The sequence below is a fragment of the Agrobacterium sp. CFBP2214 genome, from assembly GCF_030209895.1.
GTDB lineage: Bacteria > Pseudomonadota > Alphaproteobacteria > Rhizobiales > Rhizobiaceae > Agrobacterium > Agrobacterium radiobacter.
Window position 1 is genome coordinate 1,321,141 of sequence record NZ_JARVRC010000001.1, and the last position, 16,664, is coordinate 1,337,804.

Below are 16,664 nucleotides of genomic sequence, written 5' to 3' on the forward strand. Positions count from 1 at the left end.
CCGAAGGAAACATCGGGTGAAATACACATTCGATTTTGGATGGCTCCTCGAATATTATCCGCAGATCGCCAAGGGTATCGCCGTCACGCTTGAATTGATCGCCGTCGGCGGCGTTCTCGGCATCGCGCTCGGCATATTCTGTGCCTGGGTGCGCGCGCTTGGCCCGAAATGGCTGCGGCCGCCGGTCGCGACCTATGTGGAACTCATTCGCAATACGCCGTTTCTCATACAATTGTTTTTTATCTTTTTCGGCCTGCCGTCGCTTGGCCTGCAACTGTCGGAACTGAGCGCTGCCAATATCGCCATGGTGGTCAATCTCGGGGCCTATAGCTGCGAGATCATCCGCGCCGGCATTCAGGCGACGCCGAAGGGGCAGTTCGAGGCCGGCGCAAGCCTTGCCATGACCCGTTTCGAAACCTTCCGCCACGTGGTGCTGGTTCCCTCCCTGCAACGAATATGGCCGGCGCTCTCCTCGCAGGTGGTAATCGTCATGCTCGGTTCGTCGGTCGTGTCGCAGATCGCCGCCGAGGACCTGACCTTCGCGGCCAATTTCATCCAGTCGCGCACCTTCCGCGCCTTCGAAGCCTACATGGTCTCCACGGTCATCTATCTCGTGCTGGCCATTCTTCTCCGGCAGGTGCTGCTGACGGGCGGCAACCTCATTTTTCCGCGCAGGAGTGTCCGATGATCGAGTTCTCCACCTGGGATATTCTCAGAAACCTGCTGCTCGCCACGCGCTGGACCGTGCTGCTCTCGCTCGTCTCCTTTGCGGGCGGCGGCTTGGTGGCGCTGCTTCTGCTCTTCATGCGCATTTCCCGGAAAAAATCGATGCGGGTTTTCGCGCGCTATTATGTCGAGCTTTTTCAGGGAACGCCGCTGCTGATGCAGCTCTTCATCGCCTTTTTCGGCCTTGGTCTCTTCGGTATCGATGTGCCGGCCTGGCTCGCGGCGGGTCTGACGCTGATCCTGTGGGCAGCAGCCTTCCTGACCGAAATCTGGCGTGGCTGCGTCGAATCTGTCGCCAAGGGGCAATGGGAGGCGTCGGCAAGCCTTGCCATGGGCCGCCTGCAGCAGATGCGTTACGTCATCCTGCCGCAGGCCATGCGGGTCGCCATTCCGCCGACCGTCGGTTTTTTCGTGCAGGTCATCAAGGGAACGGCGGTGACCTCGATCATAGGCTTCGTGGAACTGTCCAAGGCCGGCACGGTCGTCACCAACGCCACCTTCCAGCCCTTCACCGTTTATGGCCTCGTGGCCCTCATCTATTTCGCGCTGTGCTGGCCTCTGTCGAAGAGCAGCCAGATCCTCGAAAGGAAGCTCAATGTCGCTCATCGAAATCACTGAAGTCCGCAAAAGCTATGGCAGCAACGAGGTTCTGAAGGGCATCAATCTCGATGTCGAGCCGGGCGAGGTCATCGCCATCATCGGCAAGAGCGGATCGGGAAAATCGACCCTGCTTCGTTGCATCAACGGGCTGGAGACGATTTCGGCCGGTTCCATATCGGTCGCCGGCGCACAGCTTCTCGAAGACGATCTCCATCTCAAGGCGCTGCGGCTGAAGGTCGGCATGATCTTCCAGCAGTTCAATCTCTTCCCGCACCAGACCGTCGGCGGCAATGTCATGCTGTCACAGATGGTGGTCAAGAAGACGTCGAAACCGGAGGCGGAAGCCGTTGCCCGAAAGATGCTGGAGCGGGTTGGCCTGGCGCATAAATTCGATGCCTATCCCGATGAGTTGTCAGGTGGCCAGCAACAGCGCGTCGCCATTGCCCGCGCCCTCGCCATGCAGCCGATCGCTTTGCTCTGCGATGAGATCACCTCGGCGCTCGATCCCGAACTGGTTGCGGAAGTGCTTGCCGTGGTGCGGGAACTCGCCGCCGAAGGCATGACGCTCTTGATGGTGACGCATGAAATGAAGTTCGCGCGCGACGTCTGCTCTCGCGTCGTCTTCATGCATGAGGGCAGGGTGCATGAAATTGGCCCGCCGGAAGAGGTGTTCGCCAATCCCGCAACCCCCGAACTCAAGCAGTTCCTGGGCGTTGCGGCGCGCCACTAAGAACCACTCAGACGCCCAACAAAAAAGGCCGGCGGGTGAAAACCTGCCGGCCTTTGATCTCAAATGGTTTCGCGGCTTAGCGCTTGGAAACCGGAACGTAGTCGCGCTTGCCGGCGCCCGTGTAGAGCTGGCGCGGACGACCGATGCGCTGCTGCGGATCTTCGATCATTTCGTTCCACTGTGCGATCCAGCCGACGGTGCGGGCGAGAGCGAAGAGAACGGTGAACATGGTCGTGGGGAAGCCGAGCGCCTTCAGCGTGATGCCCGAATAGAAGTCGACATTCGGGTAGAGCTTCTTCTCGACGAAATAAGGGTCGGAAAGGGCGATCTTTTCCAGTTCCAGAGCAACCTGCATGATTGGATCGTCGGAGTTGCCAGTGGCTTCCAGCACTTCGTACATCGTCTTCTGCATGATCTTGGCGCGCGGGTCGTAGTTCTTGTAGACGCGGTGGCCAAAGCCCATCAGGCGGAACGGATCGTTCTTGTCCTTGGCGCGGGCGATATATTCCGGAATACGGTCAACCGTGCCGATCTCGTTGAGCATGTTGAGCGCCGCTTCGTTGGCGCCGCCATGAGCCGGGCCCCAGAGGCAGGCAATGCCAGCCGCAATACAGGCGAACGGGTTGGCGCCCGACGAACCGGCAAGACGCACCGTGGAGGTGGAGGCGTTCTGCTCGTGATCGGCATGCAGGATGAAGATACGGTCCATGGCGCGGGCCAGAACCGGATCAACCTTGTAGTCCTCGCACGGTACAGCAAAGCACATGTGCAGGAAGTTGGAGGCGTAATCGAGATCGTTCTTCGGGTAAACGAAGGGCTGGCCGATATGGTACTTGTAGGCCATGGCGGCGATCGTCGGCATTTTTGCGATCATACGCAGCGAAGCGACCATGCGCTGGTGCGGATCGGTAATGTCGGTCGAGTCGTGATAGAAGGCCGAGAGAGCGCCGACCGTGCCACACATGACGGCCATCGGATGTGCGTCGCGACGATAGCCGGTGAAGAATCGGCTCATCTGCTCATGCACCATGGTGTGACGCGTGACGCGGGTGTCGAAATCCTTCTTCTGCGCAGCCGTCGGCAGTTCGCCGTAGAGCAGCAGGTAGCAGGTTTCCAGGAAATCGCCCTGTTCGGCAAGCTGCTCGATCGGGAAGCCGCGGTGAAGGAGAACGCCTTCGTCACCATCGATATAGGTGATCTTGGATTCGCAGGAGGCCGTCGACGTGAAGCCCGGGTCGTAGGTGAAGGAGCCCGTGTGCTTGTACAGCGTGGCGATATCGACGACGCTTGGTCCAATCGTGCCTTCCCTGACCGGGAGTTCGACCTGTTTTTCGCCAAGTGTCACTGTAGCGCTTTTTTCCGTCATACTGATCCTCCGAAAACATGCGGGTGGGGGCGTTGAGACACGCCCCGCGGTTAAGCGTCTACCGATTAGCTATATGATCCTTGCGCCGATGCCAAGCTATCCAAAGGTCAAATTGTGCATTGCGGCATACGCAATTGCGTTGCTTTTCGCTTTATCATCATAGCAATTCGATCTCGGTCAACGCAGGGTTAAAGGAAAGCATTGCAATCCCTCGCATCCGCCTGCAAACCTGTTTCCGGTGCGGCAGGGGCGCGGCGCAGAGTGCTTGGTCAAGGGGAAAAAAAGCATTTCGGATATGCGGAAACGATGCAGGGCGGCTTGCCCGGCACGGCGGAGATTCTGTTTCCGCTACGCAGAACCGGGGATGTCGCGACATATGATACGCCCGCCCTTGTCAGCGGGCCAAAACTGCGAGCTATCGCCTCTCAAAAAATCGCCGCGTGCTTCGCCGAGGAGCGCTCATTCGGCCACGATTTTCTTTTCGTTCCGGTCTTCATCGGCTGTGGTGCGATCTTCTGGTTTTCCCTCGACACCTCGCCTTCATTCCCTGTTCTGGCAATCGTATGTCTCATTGCCGCGGGTCTGGCATCCTTCACGAAATATCGTTCGGGCCTGGCAGCGACGGCCTGCGGCTTTTTCGCGCTGTTCTTGCTGGGCATGCTTTTCGCCGAGGTCGAAACGCGGCGGGTGGGAACCGTGGTGCTGGATACACCCGTCACCACTACCATTACAGGCACGGTGACGCGCCGGGAGGTCGATGCACGCGGGGATTGGCGATATGTGGTGCGGCTTGCCGCGACGGAGGCGCCGGCATTGTCACGCCCGCCGGAAAAGGTCTCGCTTCTCTCACGCGGGGGAGGTGAGCCTGTCGCACTGGGCGCGACCATTCGTGGTAAGGCGCGGCTTTCGCCACCATCCGGCCCGGCTTTGCCGGGGCTCAACGATTTCGCCTTTGCCTCCTATTTCAGGGGCATAGGCGCGACGGGCTTCTTTTATAAGCCGCCACAGACGGTCATATCACCCGAAGATGACATCAGCGCCGGAACGGACTGGCTGGAATGGGCCGATATGAGGCTTTACGGCCTGCGCACCGCCATTGCCGAACGCATTCGCAACACCATCGGCGGGGACGCCGGAGCCTTTGCCGCCTCCATCGTCACCGATGAGAGACAGGCCATATCCGCCGGGACGATGGAAGCGCTGCGGCTTTCCGGCCTTGCCCACATCGTCGCCATATCCGGGCTCAACATGGCGCTCGCGTCAGGCATATTTTTTGTGGGGCTGAGGCTTGCCTTCAGCCTTTTTCCGGCCTTTGCGCAGCGCTGGCCCGTCAAGAAGATCTCGGCTTTCGCCGCACTCCTGATGACGCTTGCCTATTATCTGATTTCCGGTTTCGCCGTCTCCGCCGAACGGGCCTGGCTGATGATGTCGGTGATGCTGATCGCTGTTCTCTTCGATCAACCCTCGCTCAGTCTCAGGAATGTTGCGCTTTCCGCTCTGGTCATTCTTGCCTTGTCGCCCTCGGAAATCATGGGGCCGAGCTTCCAGATGTCCTTTGCCGCAACCATCGCGCTCGTCGCCTCCTATGCCGCCTGGAGCCGCTGGCGTGTTGATCGCGAGCGTCTGTTCATCGGGCGCAAACCGGCATGGATGACGGTGGCGCAAACGGCGGGCGCCATCATCGGCGGAGTCATCACGACCTCGTTGATCGGCGGTCTTTCGACTGCGATCTATTCCGCCGAGCATTTTCAGCGTGTCACCACCTATGGACTTTTTGCCAATCTGGCCGCCATGCCGCTCATGTCGCTGATCGTCATGCCTTTCGGCCTTGTCGCCATGCTGCTGATGCCTTTCGGGCTCGATGCTCCGTTCCTCAAGGTCATGGGTTACGGTATGGCTCTCGTGATCGAAGTTTCTCGGGAGGTGGCCTCCTGGGGAGGAAGCGCTGCGACGGGGCGGCCACATGGCTGGTTCCTGGGGCTTGCCTCCGTTGGTTTTCTGCTGCTGGCATTGTTACGCAGCCGGCTGGCGCTTCTTGGTTTGCCGTTTCTGGTCCTCGCCTTTGGCCTGTCGGCGGCCACGGCCTATCGCAATCCGCCTCATCTGCTTGTTCATGAGGATGGCATGCTGGTGGCGCTGCTGGAGGATGGCAAAGCCTACACGACGAAAACACGGCCGCAGGGTTTCGTTTATGACCAGTGGCAAAGGGCACTGCTGTTGCCGGAACAGCCAGTTCCGCCGGTCTTTCTCAAGAGCGAGGCTGCGGCAACCACCGTGGCTTTAACCAAGGCGAAGCTTGATCCGGAAAAGATGAGGGCGGTTACACGGCAGATGACGGTGGCCCTGAGAGACGCGGAGCCCGGTATTTTCACCTGCAGCAAAGGCATATGGTGTGCCGCACGCGCGGGAAGCGGCGAATGGATCATCGTTCTGGAAGATGGTCGATTTGCCGGAAAGGCATGTGATATCGCCGATATTGTCGTCGTTTCCCGCAGAACATCCTTCTCCCAATGCCGCTCGGGCGCACTTCTGCTTAACCGCGATATCCTGCGCCGGATCGGTTCACTGGAAATAGACTTTGCCGGCAGCGATCAGGTAGCGGTAGTCGGCAGGTTGCGCGCCGCGATAGCCGGCATGGACAGGCCCTGGAGCGAACATCGCTATTACGACTGGAAAAGCGGCCGTTTTGACCATGAGGTCCCTGATGCCGTCACGCGGTTGCTGGCGGCACCACAATGAGGGCCGCCAGCCTGGATCGTCAAGCCTTGATGCGCAGATCCGTCGTCAATTCGCCGATCCCGCCGATTTCCTCTTCATGCGCCGCGTCGCGCCAGGTTTCCTTCAGTCCGGCCTCGTACCATTCGCGCATGGCGGGCAGGGCGAGCAGCCGGTCACAATAGGCTTTCGCTGCGGGCGAAAGTTCCGCGCCATAGGTCTGGAAACGGAAAGCCACCGGGCAGAAGAAGGCATCGACCGCCGTAAATTTCTGACCGGCAAGAAAGGGCCCGCCAAATTTTGCCAGGCCTTCGCTCCACAGCGCATCAACGCGCTTTATGTCGGCCGCTAGCCCGGTATTGTCACCCTTCGGTTTCACGCGAATGCCGACCGACATGGGGTAGAGATTGCGCAGCGAGAAAAAGCCCGCATGCATTTCGCTCGCAGCCGAACGCGACCATGCTCTTGCCTGCTTGTCGCTCGCCCAGACGCCCTGATGTCGCTCCGCCAGATATTCGGCGATCGACAACGATTCCCAAACCGTCACGCCTTCATCAACGAGGCAAGGCACCTTGCCGGTTGGCGAAAAGGTGGAGAAGGAAACGCCTTCGCCGAAGGGAACGAGTTTTTCATCGAAAGCAATGCCGAGCGTGCGCATCAATACCCATGGCCGCAGTGACCATGAGGAATAGTTCTTGTTGGCGATATAAAGATCGTACATGGCGTGTTCCCCGATATGATGCGCATTTCTATACCGGCGGATGGGCCCAGGAATATTGCAAATAATCCATGGCTCCCATAAGCCGCATTGATGAGTGGGACAGGAAGAAAAGAAGCACCTGCAGGTCACCATTCGGAGATAACGACGAAACACACCGCGACGAGACTGATGACCTGCATCCTTTCTCAACGAAATTAAGGATGCTCATTTTCAATCATCTGTTTCTTACCGCTGCCTGCTGGCCTTCGCGATAAAAGATGTGCGGACCTGCCAGACGATGTCGCTTCTCACTTATGCAGAACCGCATCATTCCAAGGAGCAAGCTGCAATGCTCCATAAGGGGAGCGCCATCCTCTTGATGGTGCCCGCAGCAAAAGGAATTGCGGCCCCATGCCTTGAATCAATGGTAACGGCGGATCAGTCCGACCAGCTTGCCCTGGATTTTCACCCGGTCCGGTCCAAAAATACGCGTTTCATAGGCCGGGTTTGCCGCCTCGAGCGCAATGGAGGCGCCCTTGCGACGGAAACGCTTCAGGGTGGCTTCCTCATCATCCACCAGCGCTACAACGATATCACCCGGATTTGCCGTATTGCCATTGCGGATGATGACGGTATCGCCATCAAAAATGCCGGCCTCGATCATCGAGTCGCCCTTGACCTCAAGAGCGTAATGTTCGCCCGAACCCAGCATATCAACAGGCACGGCCACATCGTGGGTATTGTTCTGGATGGCGGAAATCGGCACACCGGCAGCGATGCGGCCCATGACCGGCACGGTGACGGCCCCGACGAGATCATTGGCCGGCGTCTTGGGGGCAGGGGCCGCTTCCGACGCCTTGGGTTTGCCAAGGCTGCCTTCGATGACGCTCGGCGAAAAGCCGCGCTGCGGCCTTGCACCCGGCGTATAGGCCTCAGGCAGCTTGATGACTTCCAGCGCTCGCGCTCTATTTGGTAGCCGGCGAATAAACCCGCGCTCTTCGAGGGCGGTGATCAGGCGGTGGATGCCAGATTTCGAGGCAAGATCGAGTGCGTCCTTCATTTCATCGAAGGATGGCGGCACGCCGGACTCTTTCATTCGTTCATGAATGAAGAGAAGCAATTCCTGCTGTTTGCGCGTGAGCATGAGGAAAACACCCTTTAGAATCGTAGTGGAAGTCGCGAAACAAATACAGAACGAACACTATATGTTCCATATGTGTTCCGCAATCCCCTAAAATTTCGTGAAGCTGCTATCTGTTGTTTTGATGATTTGCTTCTTGGCCTACGATTGTGCTTTTCTGCGGCCCAAATCGTCCAGGCATGTCCGGGCGGAGTGCCAGCGCAGGAAACAGGTCATGATGAAATCCCATAGCGTCGATCATCTCGTTCTGCCGGTGCAGGATATCGGCGTTGCCGCGAAACGTCTCGCCAGCCTTGGATTTACGGTCTCACCGGAGGCTTTGCATCCTTTCGGCACCCGAAATGCCTGTGTTTTTTTTACCGACGGGACCTATCTGGAGCCGCTCGTAATTGCTGATCCGGCTAAATATAATGCGTCGGCAGACAGGGGAGATGTGTTCACGGGCAGGGACAGGGCCTTCCGGCAACGTGACGGGCGGGAGGGTTTTTCGGCTCTTGTCGCCAAAACCGAAGATGCCCTTGCCGACCATGACAGGTTTCTGACGTCTGGCGTGTCAGCGGGCGATGTGTTCCAGTTTTCGCGGCCTGTGCGGATGCCGGATGGATCGGAAAGCGAGGCGGCGTTCCGGCTGGCTTTTGCGGCAAGCGGGGCGGCGGATTTCTTTCTGTTTAGTTGTCAGCGGCTGCAGGCCCTGCCGGGCGATCGAACAGTGCTGGAGCGCCATGCCAACGGTGTCTCCGGCCTCAGTGAAATCGTTCTGTTCTCCGGTGATGATCCGAACGCGGCGCGCTTGATCGAAACGGTGTTTGGTTGTGAGGGCAGAATATCTCCGGATGGTGATATGGTTTTCGCGACCGACAATGCGCGCATCAGATTGACCGGAAAACCTGATTTCAGCGGACAGGCCCCGAATACTCCTGATTGGAGCGGCGGCGGATTGCGCGGTGCGGGCATCGTCTTTTCGTCACACGATCTTGCCGTGACAGAGGCGGCGCTTGCTGCTAATGGCGTGTCCTGCGCAAAAGCGGACGGTCGCCTGGTGGTGCCTGCGGCACCCGGTCAGGGCGTTGCCTTCGCCTTCGAGGAAAAATGATGAGCGTTACGAACAATCTCAAAGTCACCGCCGGCGACGGCGTCAGCAAGGTTTCCTTCTCCAATGCCGAGCGTTTTTCGCTGATTGCCGGCCCGTGCCAGATGGAAAGCCGCGAACATGCCTTCATGATTGCAGGTGTCCTGAAAGAGCTTTGCGACAGCCTCGGGATCGGACTTGTCTACAAGTCCTCCTTCGACAAGGCGAACCGCACCTCGCTTTCCGGCAAGCGCGGTATCGGCCTTGACAGCGCGATGCAGGTTTTCGCTGATCTCAAGAAGGAATTCGGCTTTCCTGTTCTGACCGACATTCACACCGAGGAGCAATGCGCCATCGTTTCCGAGGTGGTGGATGTGCTGCAGATTCCGGCTTTCCTCAGCCGCCAGACCGATCTTCTCGTCGCCGCCGCCAAAACCGGCCGTGTCATCAACGTCAAGAAGGGCCAGTTCCTGGCGCCCTGGGACATGAAGAACGTGCTCGCCAAGCTTAATGAGAGCGGCAACCCGAATGTGCTTCTGTGCGAGCGCGGCGCTTCCTTCGGTTACAATACGCTGGTCTCCGACATGCGCTCCCTGCCGATCATGGCATCGCTTGGCGCGCCGGTCGTGTTTGACGCCACCCACTCGGTGCAGCAGCCGGGCGGGCAGGGTGGCTCCACGGGCGGCCAGCGCGAATTCGTCGAGACCTTGGCACGCGCGGCGGTCGCCGTCGGCGTGGCCGGCCTCTTCATCGAGACCCATGAGGACCCTGATAATGCGCCGTCTGACGGCCCCAACATGGTGCACCTGAAGGACATGCCGAAACTGCTCGAAAAGCTTCTGGCTTTCGACGCCATCACCAAAGCCTGAGGGCTGGCCGCTGCGGCGGGCGCCGTTTGTGCCAATCGATTTTAATGGCGGGCGGGCCGTTTCCGCTGCCCACCGTCATTGTAATTTCTTCGCCATCGTCTAAGACAGGCGACGGAAAATATCTGTTCCATTCCCAAGGGAGAGACCATGACTGCCATTACCGATATCATCGCGCGCGAAATCCTCGACAGCCGCGGCAACCCGACCGTTGAAGTCGACGTTTATCTCGAAGACGGCTCCATGGGCCGTGCCGCCGTTCCCTCCGGCGCCTCCACCGGCGCGCATGAGGCGGTTGAGCTGCGTGATGGCGGCAAGCGTTATCTCGGCAAGGGCGTGGAAAAGGCGGTCGAAGCCGTCAATACGGAAATCTTCGACGCGATTGGCGGTTTCGACGCTGAAAACCAGATCCAGATCGACCAGATGATGATCGCGCTCGACGGCACGCCGAACAAGTCGCGTATCGGCGCCAACGCCATCCTCGGCGTGTCGCTCGCCGTTGCGAAGGCTGCCGCTGAAGCGTCCGGCCTGCCGCTTTACCGTTATGTCGGCGGCCCGAACGCGCATCTGCTGCCGGTTCCGATGATGAACATCATCAATGGCGGCGCGCATGCCGACAACCCGATCGATTTCCAGGAATTCATGATCCTGCCGGTCGGCGCGGAAAACATCCGCGAAGCCGTGCGCATGGGTTCGGAAGTGTTCCATACGCTGAAAAAAGAACTGTCGGCGCAGGGCCACAACACCAACGTCGGCGACGAGGGCGGTTTTGCACCGGGCCTCGAAAGTGCGCCGGCTGCGCTCGATTTCATCATGAAGTCGATTGAAAAGGCCGGTTACCGTCCGGGCGACGACATGTTCGTTGGTCTTGACTGTGCATCGACCGAATTCTTCAAGGACGGAAAATACGTTCTCGAAGGCGAAGGCCGCACGCTGGAGCCGGGCGCGATGGCTGAATATCTCGCCGATCTGGTCGGCAAGTATCCGATCATCTCCATCGAAGACGGCATGGCTGAAGACGACTGGGAAGGCTGGAAGACGCTGACCGATCTCGTCGGCAACAAGTGCCAGCTGGTGGGCGACGATCTTTTCGTCACCAACTCCGCACGTCTTCGCGACGGCATCAAGATGGGGGTTGCCAACTCCATCCTCGTCAAGGTCAACCAGATCGGTTCGCTTTCCGAGACGCTGGATGCGGTCGAAACGGCGCACAAGGCCGGTTACACCGCCGTCATGTCGCACCGCTCGGGCGAAACGGAAGATTCCACCATCGCCGATCTCGCGGTTGCCACCAATTGCGGTCAGATCAAGACCGGTTCGCTTGCCCGTTCCGACCGGCTCGCGAAGTACAACCAGCTGATCCGTATCGAGGAAATGCTGGGCTCGCAGGCCGCTTACGCCGGCCGTTCGATCCTGCGCGGATAATTCGCGTTCAGGTTTGGCGACGTGGCCCGCCGCTTGGCGGGCTGAGGTTGGTGAAAGACGTGTCCACGCATGAGACGTCGTCCTCGGGCCTGACCCGAGGATCCACCTTCCAAACCACTTATAGATCCTCGTCCCAAGGGCGAGGATGACGAAGTTGAGAGGAGAACTCTCTTTGCAAACGTAGCCCGCCTTCCGGCGGGCTTTTTTGCGTCCGTCAGCCGACAGGAATTTAAGGTCAACGGATAGTTAAACAATCCGGCTTAGTCTCAGAATCACGTTGTGCGTTTTAAGGCTTCTCTCCGGCATGTGGACCAGACATCATAAAAAGAGACGATTCGGCCGTTTGATCGTTCCGGCCATCACGATCGCTTTTCTTTCCTATTTCGGGTATCATTCCATTCATGGCGACTTCGGCCTGCAGGCGACGGAGCGGCTGGAGCGGCAGCGCATTACCCGCACCGCGGAGCTCGCAAAGCTCACGCAGGCGCGTGTGGCGCTTGAGCGGCAGGTGGAATTGATGAGCGACGGCTCGCTTGAGCGGGACATGATCGACGAGATTTCGCGCTATCAGCTCAATATGTCCCGCACGGACGAAATCGTCATCATGAACACCTATTTCTGATTAACCTAAATCAAGTTAATTAATCATTTGTGATTTATTCACAGAGCTTTAGCGTGAATATGTGCCATGCGTTTAAAGCATTGCTGCATGGCATTTTCTTGCATATGGTACGCGCCACTCTATCCATTCAAACGGCAACTCAGGGAGGGATGAATGGCGCCGCGAAAACCAGCGACCGTATCCGGCCGCAAGACAACGGCAAAGGCTGCAACCGAATTTACCGGCAAGAACAGCCCGGACTTCTCGAAGGAAGAAGAGCTTCACGCTTATCGTGAAATGCTTCTTATCCGCCGTTTCGAAGAAAAGGCCGGCCAGCTTTATGGTATGGGCTTCATCGGCGGTTTCTGTCACCTCTACATCGGTCAGGAAGCCGTTGTTGTTGGCATGCAGATGTCGCAGAAGGAAGGCGATCAGGTCATCACCGCTTACCGTGACCACGGCCACATGCTCGCTCTGGGCATGAGCGCGCGTGGCGTCATGGCCGAGTTGACCGGCCGCAGGGGCGGCTTGTCGAAAGGCAAGGGCGGCTCCATGCACATGTTCTCCAAGGAGAAGCATTTCTACGGCGGTCACGGCATCGTCGGTGCGCAGGTTTCGCTTGGAACCGGTCTTGCCTTCGCCAACCGTTATCGCGGCAACGACAATGTTTCCGTGACTTATTTCGGTGACGGCGCGGCCAACCAGGGTCAGGTCTACGAGAGCTTCAACATGGCTGCTCTCTGGAAGCTGCCGATCATCTATATCGTCGAAAACAACCGTTACGCCATGGGCACCTCGACCGCCCGCGCCACCGCCCAGTCGAACTATTCGCTGCGCGGCCAGTCCTTTGGCATTCCCGGCATCCAGGTGGATGGCATGGATGTGCGCGCCGTAAAGGCCGCCGCCGATCAGGCGCTGGAACATTGCCGCTCCGGCAAGGGTCCGATCATTCTGGAAATGCTGACCTACCGTTACCGTGGTCACTCCATGTCCGACCCGGCGAAATACCGTTCGAAAGACGAAGTGCAGAAGATGCGCTCCGAACATGACCCGATTGAGCAGGTCAAGGCACGGCTTCTGGAGCAGGGCTGGGCAAGCGAAGACGAGTTGAAGGCCATCGACAAGGATGTCCGTGATATCGTCGCCGATAGCGCAGACTTCGCCCAGAACGACCCAGAGCCGGATGTATCCGAGCTCTACACCGACATTCTGCTCTGATCGGGAAAGGGAAACCCATGCCAGTAGAAATTCTTATGCCCGCCCTTTCCCCGACCATGGAGGAAGGCACGCTTTCCAAATGGCTTAAAAAGGAAGGCGACAAGGTCACATCCGGCGACGTGATTGCCGAGATCGAGACCGACAAGGCGACCATGGAAGTGGAAGCTGTGGATGAAGGTGTTATCGGCAAGCTGCTGATCGACGCCGGCACCGAAGGCGTCAAGGTCAACACGCCGATCGCCGTTCTCATTCAGGAAGGCGAAAGCGCCGCCGACATCTCTTCTTCCGCCAAGAAGGAAGAGCCGAAGGCGGAGGCTGCAAATTCCGATTCGGATGCCGCAGGCGGCAAGACCCGCGAAGCATCCGAAGAGCCGAGCACTTCCAAGGAAGCCGCCAAGGTTCCGGCAGCACCCAAGATCGAAGTTGCTGCCGATCCGGATATTCCTGAAGGCACGGAAATGGTGATGACGACGGTGCGTGAAGCGCTGCGCGACGCCATGGCCGAAGAAATGCGCGCCGACGAAAAAGTCTTCGTCATGGGTGAAGAAGTCGCCGAATATCAGGGCGCTTACAAGATTACCCAAGGCCTGTTGCAGGAATTCGGCGAGCGCCGCGTTATCGACACCCCGATCACCGAGCACGGTTTTGCCGGTATCGGCGTCGGTGCGGCAATGACGGGCCTGCGGCCTATCGTCGAATTCATGACCTTCAACTTTGCCATGCAGGCGATCGACCAGATCGTCAACTCGGCAGCGAAGACACTTTACATGTCGGGTGGCCAGATGGGTGCGCCGATGGTGTTCCGCGGTCCTTCGGGTGCTGCCGCCCGCGTTGGCGCTCAGCATTCGCAGTGTTATGCCGCCTGGTACAGCCATATTCCGGGCCTCAAGGTCGTCATGCCTTACACGGCAGCGGACGCGAAGGGTCTTCTGAAGGCAGCCATCCGTGACCCGAACCCGGTCATCTTCCTTGAGAACGAAATTCTCTACGGCCAGAGCTTCGAAGTACCGAAGCTCGATGATTTCGTGCTGCCAATCGGCAAGGCGCGCATTCATCGCAAGGGCACGGACGCGACCATCGTTTCCTTCGGCATCGGCATGACCTACGCGATCAAGGCGGTTGCGGAACTCGAAAAGCTCGGCATCGACGTCGAACTGATCGACCTTCGCACCATCCGTCCGATGGATCTGCCCACCGTCATCGAATCGGTCAAGAAGACCGGTCGTCTGGTCACGGTCGAGGAAGGTTTCCCGCAGTCATCGGTCGGTGACTTCATCGCCAACCAGGTCATGCGCGCCGCTTTCGACTATCTCGATGCGCCGATCCTGACGATCGCCGGCAAGGATGTTCCAATGCCTTACGCGGCAAACCTCGAAAAGCTGGCTCTGCCCAACGTCGATGAAGTCGTTCAGGCCGTCAAAACCGTCTGCTACAAGTAAGGGGAGGCGTTTCGATGCCGATAAACATCACCATGCCTGCCCTTTCTCCCACCATGGAAGAGGGCAATCTGGCCAAGTGGCTGGTCAAGGAAGGCGACAAGGTCGCACCCGGTGACGTGATTGCCGAGATCGAGACCGACAAGGCGACCATGGAAGTGGAAGCCGTCGATGAGGGCACGGTCGCCAAGCTGGTCGTTCCCGCCGGCACTGAAGCGGTCAAGGTCAACGCCCTGATCGCCATCCTCGCTGCGGAAGGCGAAGATGTCGCCGAGGCGGCACAGGGCGGCAATGCCGCGCCTGCTCCGTCTCAGGCCAAAGCCGAGGCACCGAAGGAAGAGAAGAGCGAAGCTGCGCCAGTCAAAGCTGAAAAGCCTGTAGCCGATCAGGCAGCCGCAGCTTCCACACCGGCTCCGGTGGCAAAGTCTGGTGAGCGCATTTTCGCTTCGCCGCTTGCCCGTCGTCTTGCCAAGGAAGCCGGTCTCGACCTCACGGCCGTCTCCGGGTCCGGCCCGCATGGCCGCATCGTCAAGACCGACGTGGAAAAGGCTGCCGCTTCCGGTGGTGCGAAGGCAGCTCCTGCCGCCGCAGCATCCGCAGGCGCACCGGCTCCGGCACTTGCCAAGGGTCCGTCCGACGAAGCCGTTCTCAAGCTGTTCGAGCCGGGTTCCTACGAGCTGGTGCCGCATGACGGCATGCGCAAGGTCATTGCCAAGCGTCTGGTCGAATCCAAGCAGACCGTTCCGCATTTCTACGTTTCCGTGGATTGCGAACTGGATACGCTTCTGGCGCTGCGCGCCCAGCTCAACGCCGCCGCTCCCGAAAAGGACGGCAAGCCCGCCTACAAGCTTTCGGTCAACGACATGGTCATCAAGGCGCTGGCTCTCGCGCTGCGCGACGTGCCTGATGCCAACGTCTCCTGGACGGAAAGCAACATGGTCAAGCACAAGCATTCGGATGTCGGCGTTGCCGTTTCCATTCCGGGTGGCCTGATTACGCCGATCATCCGCAAGGCGGAAGAGAAGTCGCTCTCCACCATCTCCAACGAGATGAAGGACTACGGCAAGCGCGCGAAAGAGCGCAAGCTGAAGCCCGAGGAGTATCAGGGCGGCACAACGGCCGTGTCCAACATGGGCATGATGGGCGTCAAGAGCTTCTCCGCCGTCATCAACCCGCCGCATGCCACCATCCTGGCTGTCGGTGCGGGCGAACAGCGCGCTGTCGTGAAGAACGGCGAGATCAAGATCGCCAATGTCATGACGGTCACGCTTTCCACTGACCACCGCTGCGTCGATGGCGCGCTCGGAGCCGAACTGATCGGCACCTTCAAGCGCTACATCGAAAACCCGATGGGCATGCTGGTTTGATCGGAGAATAACATGGTGAAGTCGGTCCTCTGCTTTGGCGATTCCCTGACCTGGGGATCTGATGCGGAAACGGGTGGCCGGCACAGCCATGACGATCTTTGGCCGAACGTCTTGCAGAAGGCGCTCGGTTCCGACGTGCATGTGATCCATGAGGGTCTTGGCGGCCGCACCACCGCCTATGACGACCTGACGGCCGATTGCGACCGCAACGGCGCGCGGCTTCTGCCGACGCTGCTGCACAGCCATGCGCCGCTTGATCTCGTCATCATCATGCTCGGCACCAACGACATGAAACCGTCGATCCACGGCTCGGCGATTGTCGCCATGAAGGGTATCGAGCGGCTGGTGAAGCTCACGCGCAACCATGTCTGGCAAGTTCCGGACTGGGAAGCGCCTGACGTGCTGATCGTCGCGCCGCCGCAACTCAGTGAGACGGCAAACCCCGTCATGGGCGCGATCTTTCGCGATGCAATCGATGAGTCGGCGATGCTGGCTTCCGTTTACCGGGACCTTGCCGACGACCTCGACTGCGGATTTTTCGATGCCGGGTCTGTCGCCCGCACGACGCCGGTGGACGGCGTCCATCTCGACGCTGAAAACACGCGGGCCATCGGGCGCGGGCTGGAGCCTGTCGTCCGCATGATGCTCGGACTTTGACACTCATTCTCGTTTCGGGGCGGTTTGCCGTCACCCGAATAAGACAA

Annotated in this window: 15 protein-coding genes; 12 read left to right on the top strand and 3 right to left on the bottom strand. The window is 59.1% G+C overall.

The features are described from left to right. Window positions 1-16: 16 nt before the first annotated feature. The 3 genes from QRN60_RS06570 to QRN60_RS06580 are packed head-to-tail and all read left to right on the top strand — an operon-like array spanning window position 17 to window position 2,056. Complete coding sequence (locus tag QRN60_RS06570) at window positions 17-688, top strand: amino acid ABC transporter permease (protein ID WP_111792759.1); 672 nt, start codon at window positions 17-19, stop codon at window positions 686-688. Continuing rightward, a complete protein-coding gene (locus tag QRN60_RS06575) occupies window positions 685-1,344 on the top strand; it encodes an amino acid ABC transporter permease (protein WP_003502581.1) in 660 nt (219 codons plus the stop codon). The genes QRN60_RS06570 and QRN60_RS06575 overlap by 4 nt, the downstream gene beginning before the upstream one ends. After that, a complete protein-coding gene (locus tag QRN60_RS06580; RefSeq protein WP_060726176.1) occupies window positions 1,322-2,056 on the top strand; it encodes an amino acid ABC transporter ATP-binding protein in 735 nt (244 codons plus the stop codon). The genes QRN60_RS06575 and QRN60_RS06580 overlap by 23 nt, the downstream gene beginning before the upstream one ends. A 76-nt stretch (window positions 2,057-2,132) precedes the next feature. Here the strand turns inward: QRN60_RS06580 and gltA are convergent, their stop codons facing one another. Further along, window positions 2,133-3,422 (bottom strand): citrate synthase, encoded by a 1,290-nt coding sequence (gene gltA / locus QRN60_RS06585; protein ID WP_003502585.1) that lies wholly within the window; start codon window positions 3,420-3,422, stop codon window positions 2,133-2,135. Between the two features lie 306 nt (window positions 3,423-3,728). Between gltA and QRN60_RS06590 the strand changes: the two genes are divergently transcribed. Continuing rightward, window positions 3,729-6,161: a ComEC/Rec2 family competence protein gene (locus QRN60_RS06590; protein ID WP_284765137.1), complete on the top strand. Its 2,433-nt coding sequence runs from the start codon at window positions 3,729-3,731 to the stop codon at window positions 6,159-6,161. Window positions 6,162-6,180: 19 nt separating this feature from the next. Here the strand turns inward: QRN60_RS06590 and QRN60_RS06595 are convergent, their stop codons facing one another. Both QRN60_RS06595 and lexA read right to left on the bottom strand, forming a co-directional pair. After that, window positions 6,181-6,858 (bottom strand): glutathione S-transferase family protein, encoded by a 678-nt coding sequence (locus QRN60_RS06595; protein ID WP_107675508.1) that lies wholly within the window; start codon window positions 6,856-6,858, stop codon window positions 6,181-6,183. A gap of 400 nt (window positions 6,859-7,258) precedes the next feature. Continuing rightward, complete coding sequence (lexA, locus tag QRN60_RS06600) at window positions 7,259-7,981, bottom strand: transcriptional repressor LexA (RefSeq protein WP_020810865.1); 723 nt, start codon at window positions 7,979-7,981, stop codon at window positions 7,259-7,261. Window positions 7,982-8,192: 211 nt separating this feature from the next. Between lexA and QRN60_RS06605 the strand changes: the two genes are divergently transcribed. From QRN60_RS06605 to QRN60_RS06640, 8 genes are all read left to right on the top strand, one after another. Next, window positions 8,193-9,071, top strand: coding sequence for a VOC family protein (locus QRN60_RS06605; protein ID WP_080866118.1), 879 nt, complete (start codon window positions 8,193-8,195; stop codon window positions 9,069-9,071). Continuing rightward, window positions 9,071-9,916 (top strand): 3-deoxy-8-phosphooctulonate synthase, encoded by an 846-nt coding sequence (gene kdsA, locus QRN60_RS06610; RefSeq protein ID WP_080866119.1) that lies wholly within the window; start codon window positions 9,071-9,073, stop codon window positions 9,914-9,916. Before QRN60_RS06605 ends, kdsA begins: the two co-directional genes overlap by 1 nt. A gap of 147 nt (window positions 9,917-10,063) precedes the next feature. After that, on the top strand, window positions 10,064-11,338 hold the full coding sequence (gene eno, locus QRN60_RS06615) for a phosphopyruvate hydratase (RefSeq protein ID WP_129565066.1): 1,275 nt from the start codon (window positions 10,064-10,066) through the stop codon (window positions 11,336-11,338). A 304-nt stretch (window positions 11,339-11,642) separates the two neighbouring features. Beyond that, window positions 11,643-11,960: an FtsB family cell division protein gene (locus QRN60_RS06620; RefSeq protein WP_003502598.1), complete on the top strand. Its 318-nt coding sequence runs from the start codon at window positions 11,643-11,645 to the stop codon at window positions 11,958-11,960. Between the two features lie 153 nt (window positions 11,961-12,113). Next, on the top strand, window positions 12,114-13,157 hold the full coding sequence (pdhA, locus tag QRN60_RS06625; RefSeq protein WP_003521366.1) for a pyruvate dehydrogenase (acetyl-transferring) E1 component subunit alpha: 1,044 nt from the start codon (window positions 12,114-12,116) through the stop codon (window positions 13,155-13,157). A gap of 17 nt (window positions 13,158-13,174) precedes the next feature. Beyond that, on the top strand, window positions 13,175-14,596 hold the full coding sequence (locus tag QRN60_RS06630) for a pyruvate dehydrogenase complex E1 component subunit beta (protein ID WP_129565067.1): 1,422 nt from the start codon (window positions 13,175-13,177) through the stop codon (window positions 14,594-14,596). Window positions 14,597-14,610: 14 nt separating this feature from the next. Continuing rightward, window positions 14,611-15,960 carry a pyruvate dehydrogenase complex dihydrolipoamide acetyltransferase gene (locus QRN60_RS06635; protein ID WP_129565068.1) on the top strand — a complete coding sequence of 450 codons (1,350 nt, stop codon included), beginning with the start codon at window positions 14,611-14,613 and terminating at the stop codon, window positions 15,958-15,960. Between the two features lie 12 nt (window positions 15,961-15,972). Beyond that, complete coding sequence (locus tag QRN60_RS06640) at window positions 15,973-16,617, top strand: SGNH/GDSL hydrolase family protein (RefSeq protein ID WP_129565069.1); 645 nt, start codon at window positions 15,973-15,975, stop codon at window positions 16,615-16,617. Window positions 16,618-16,664: the final 47 nt, after the last annotated feature.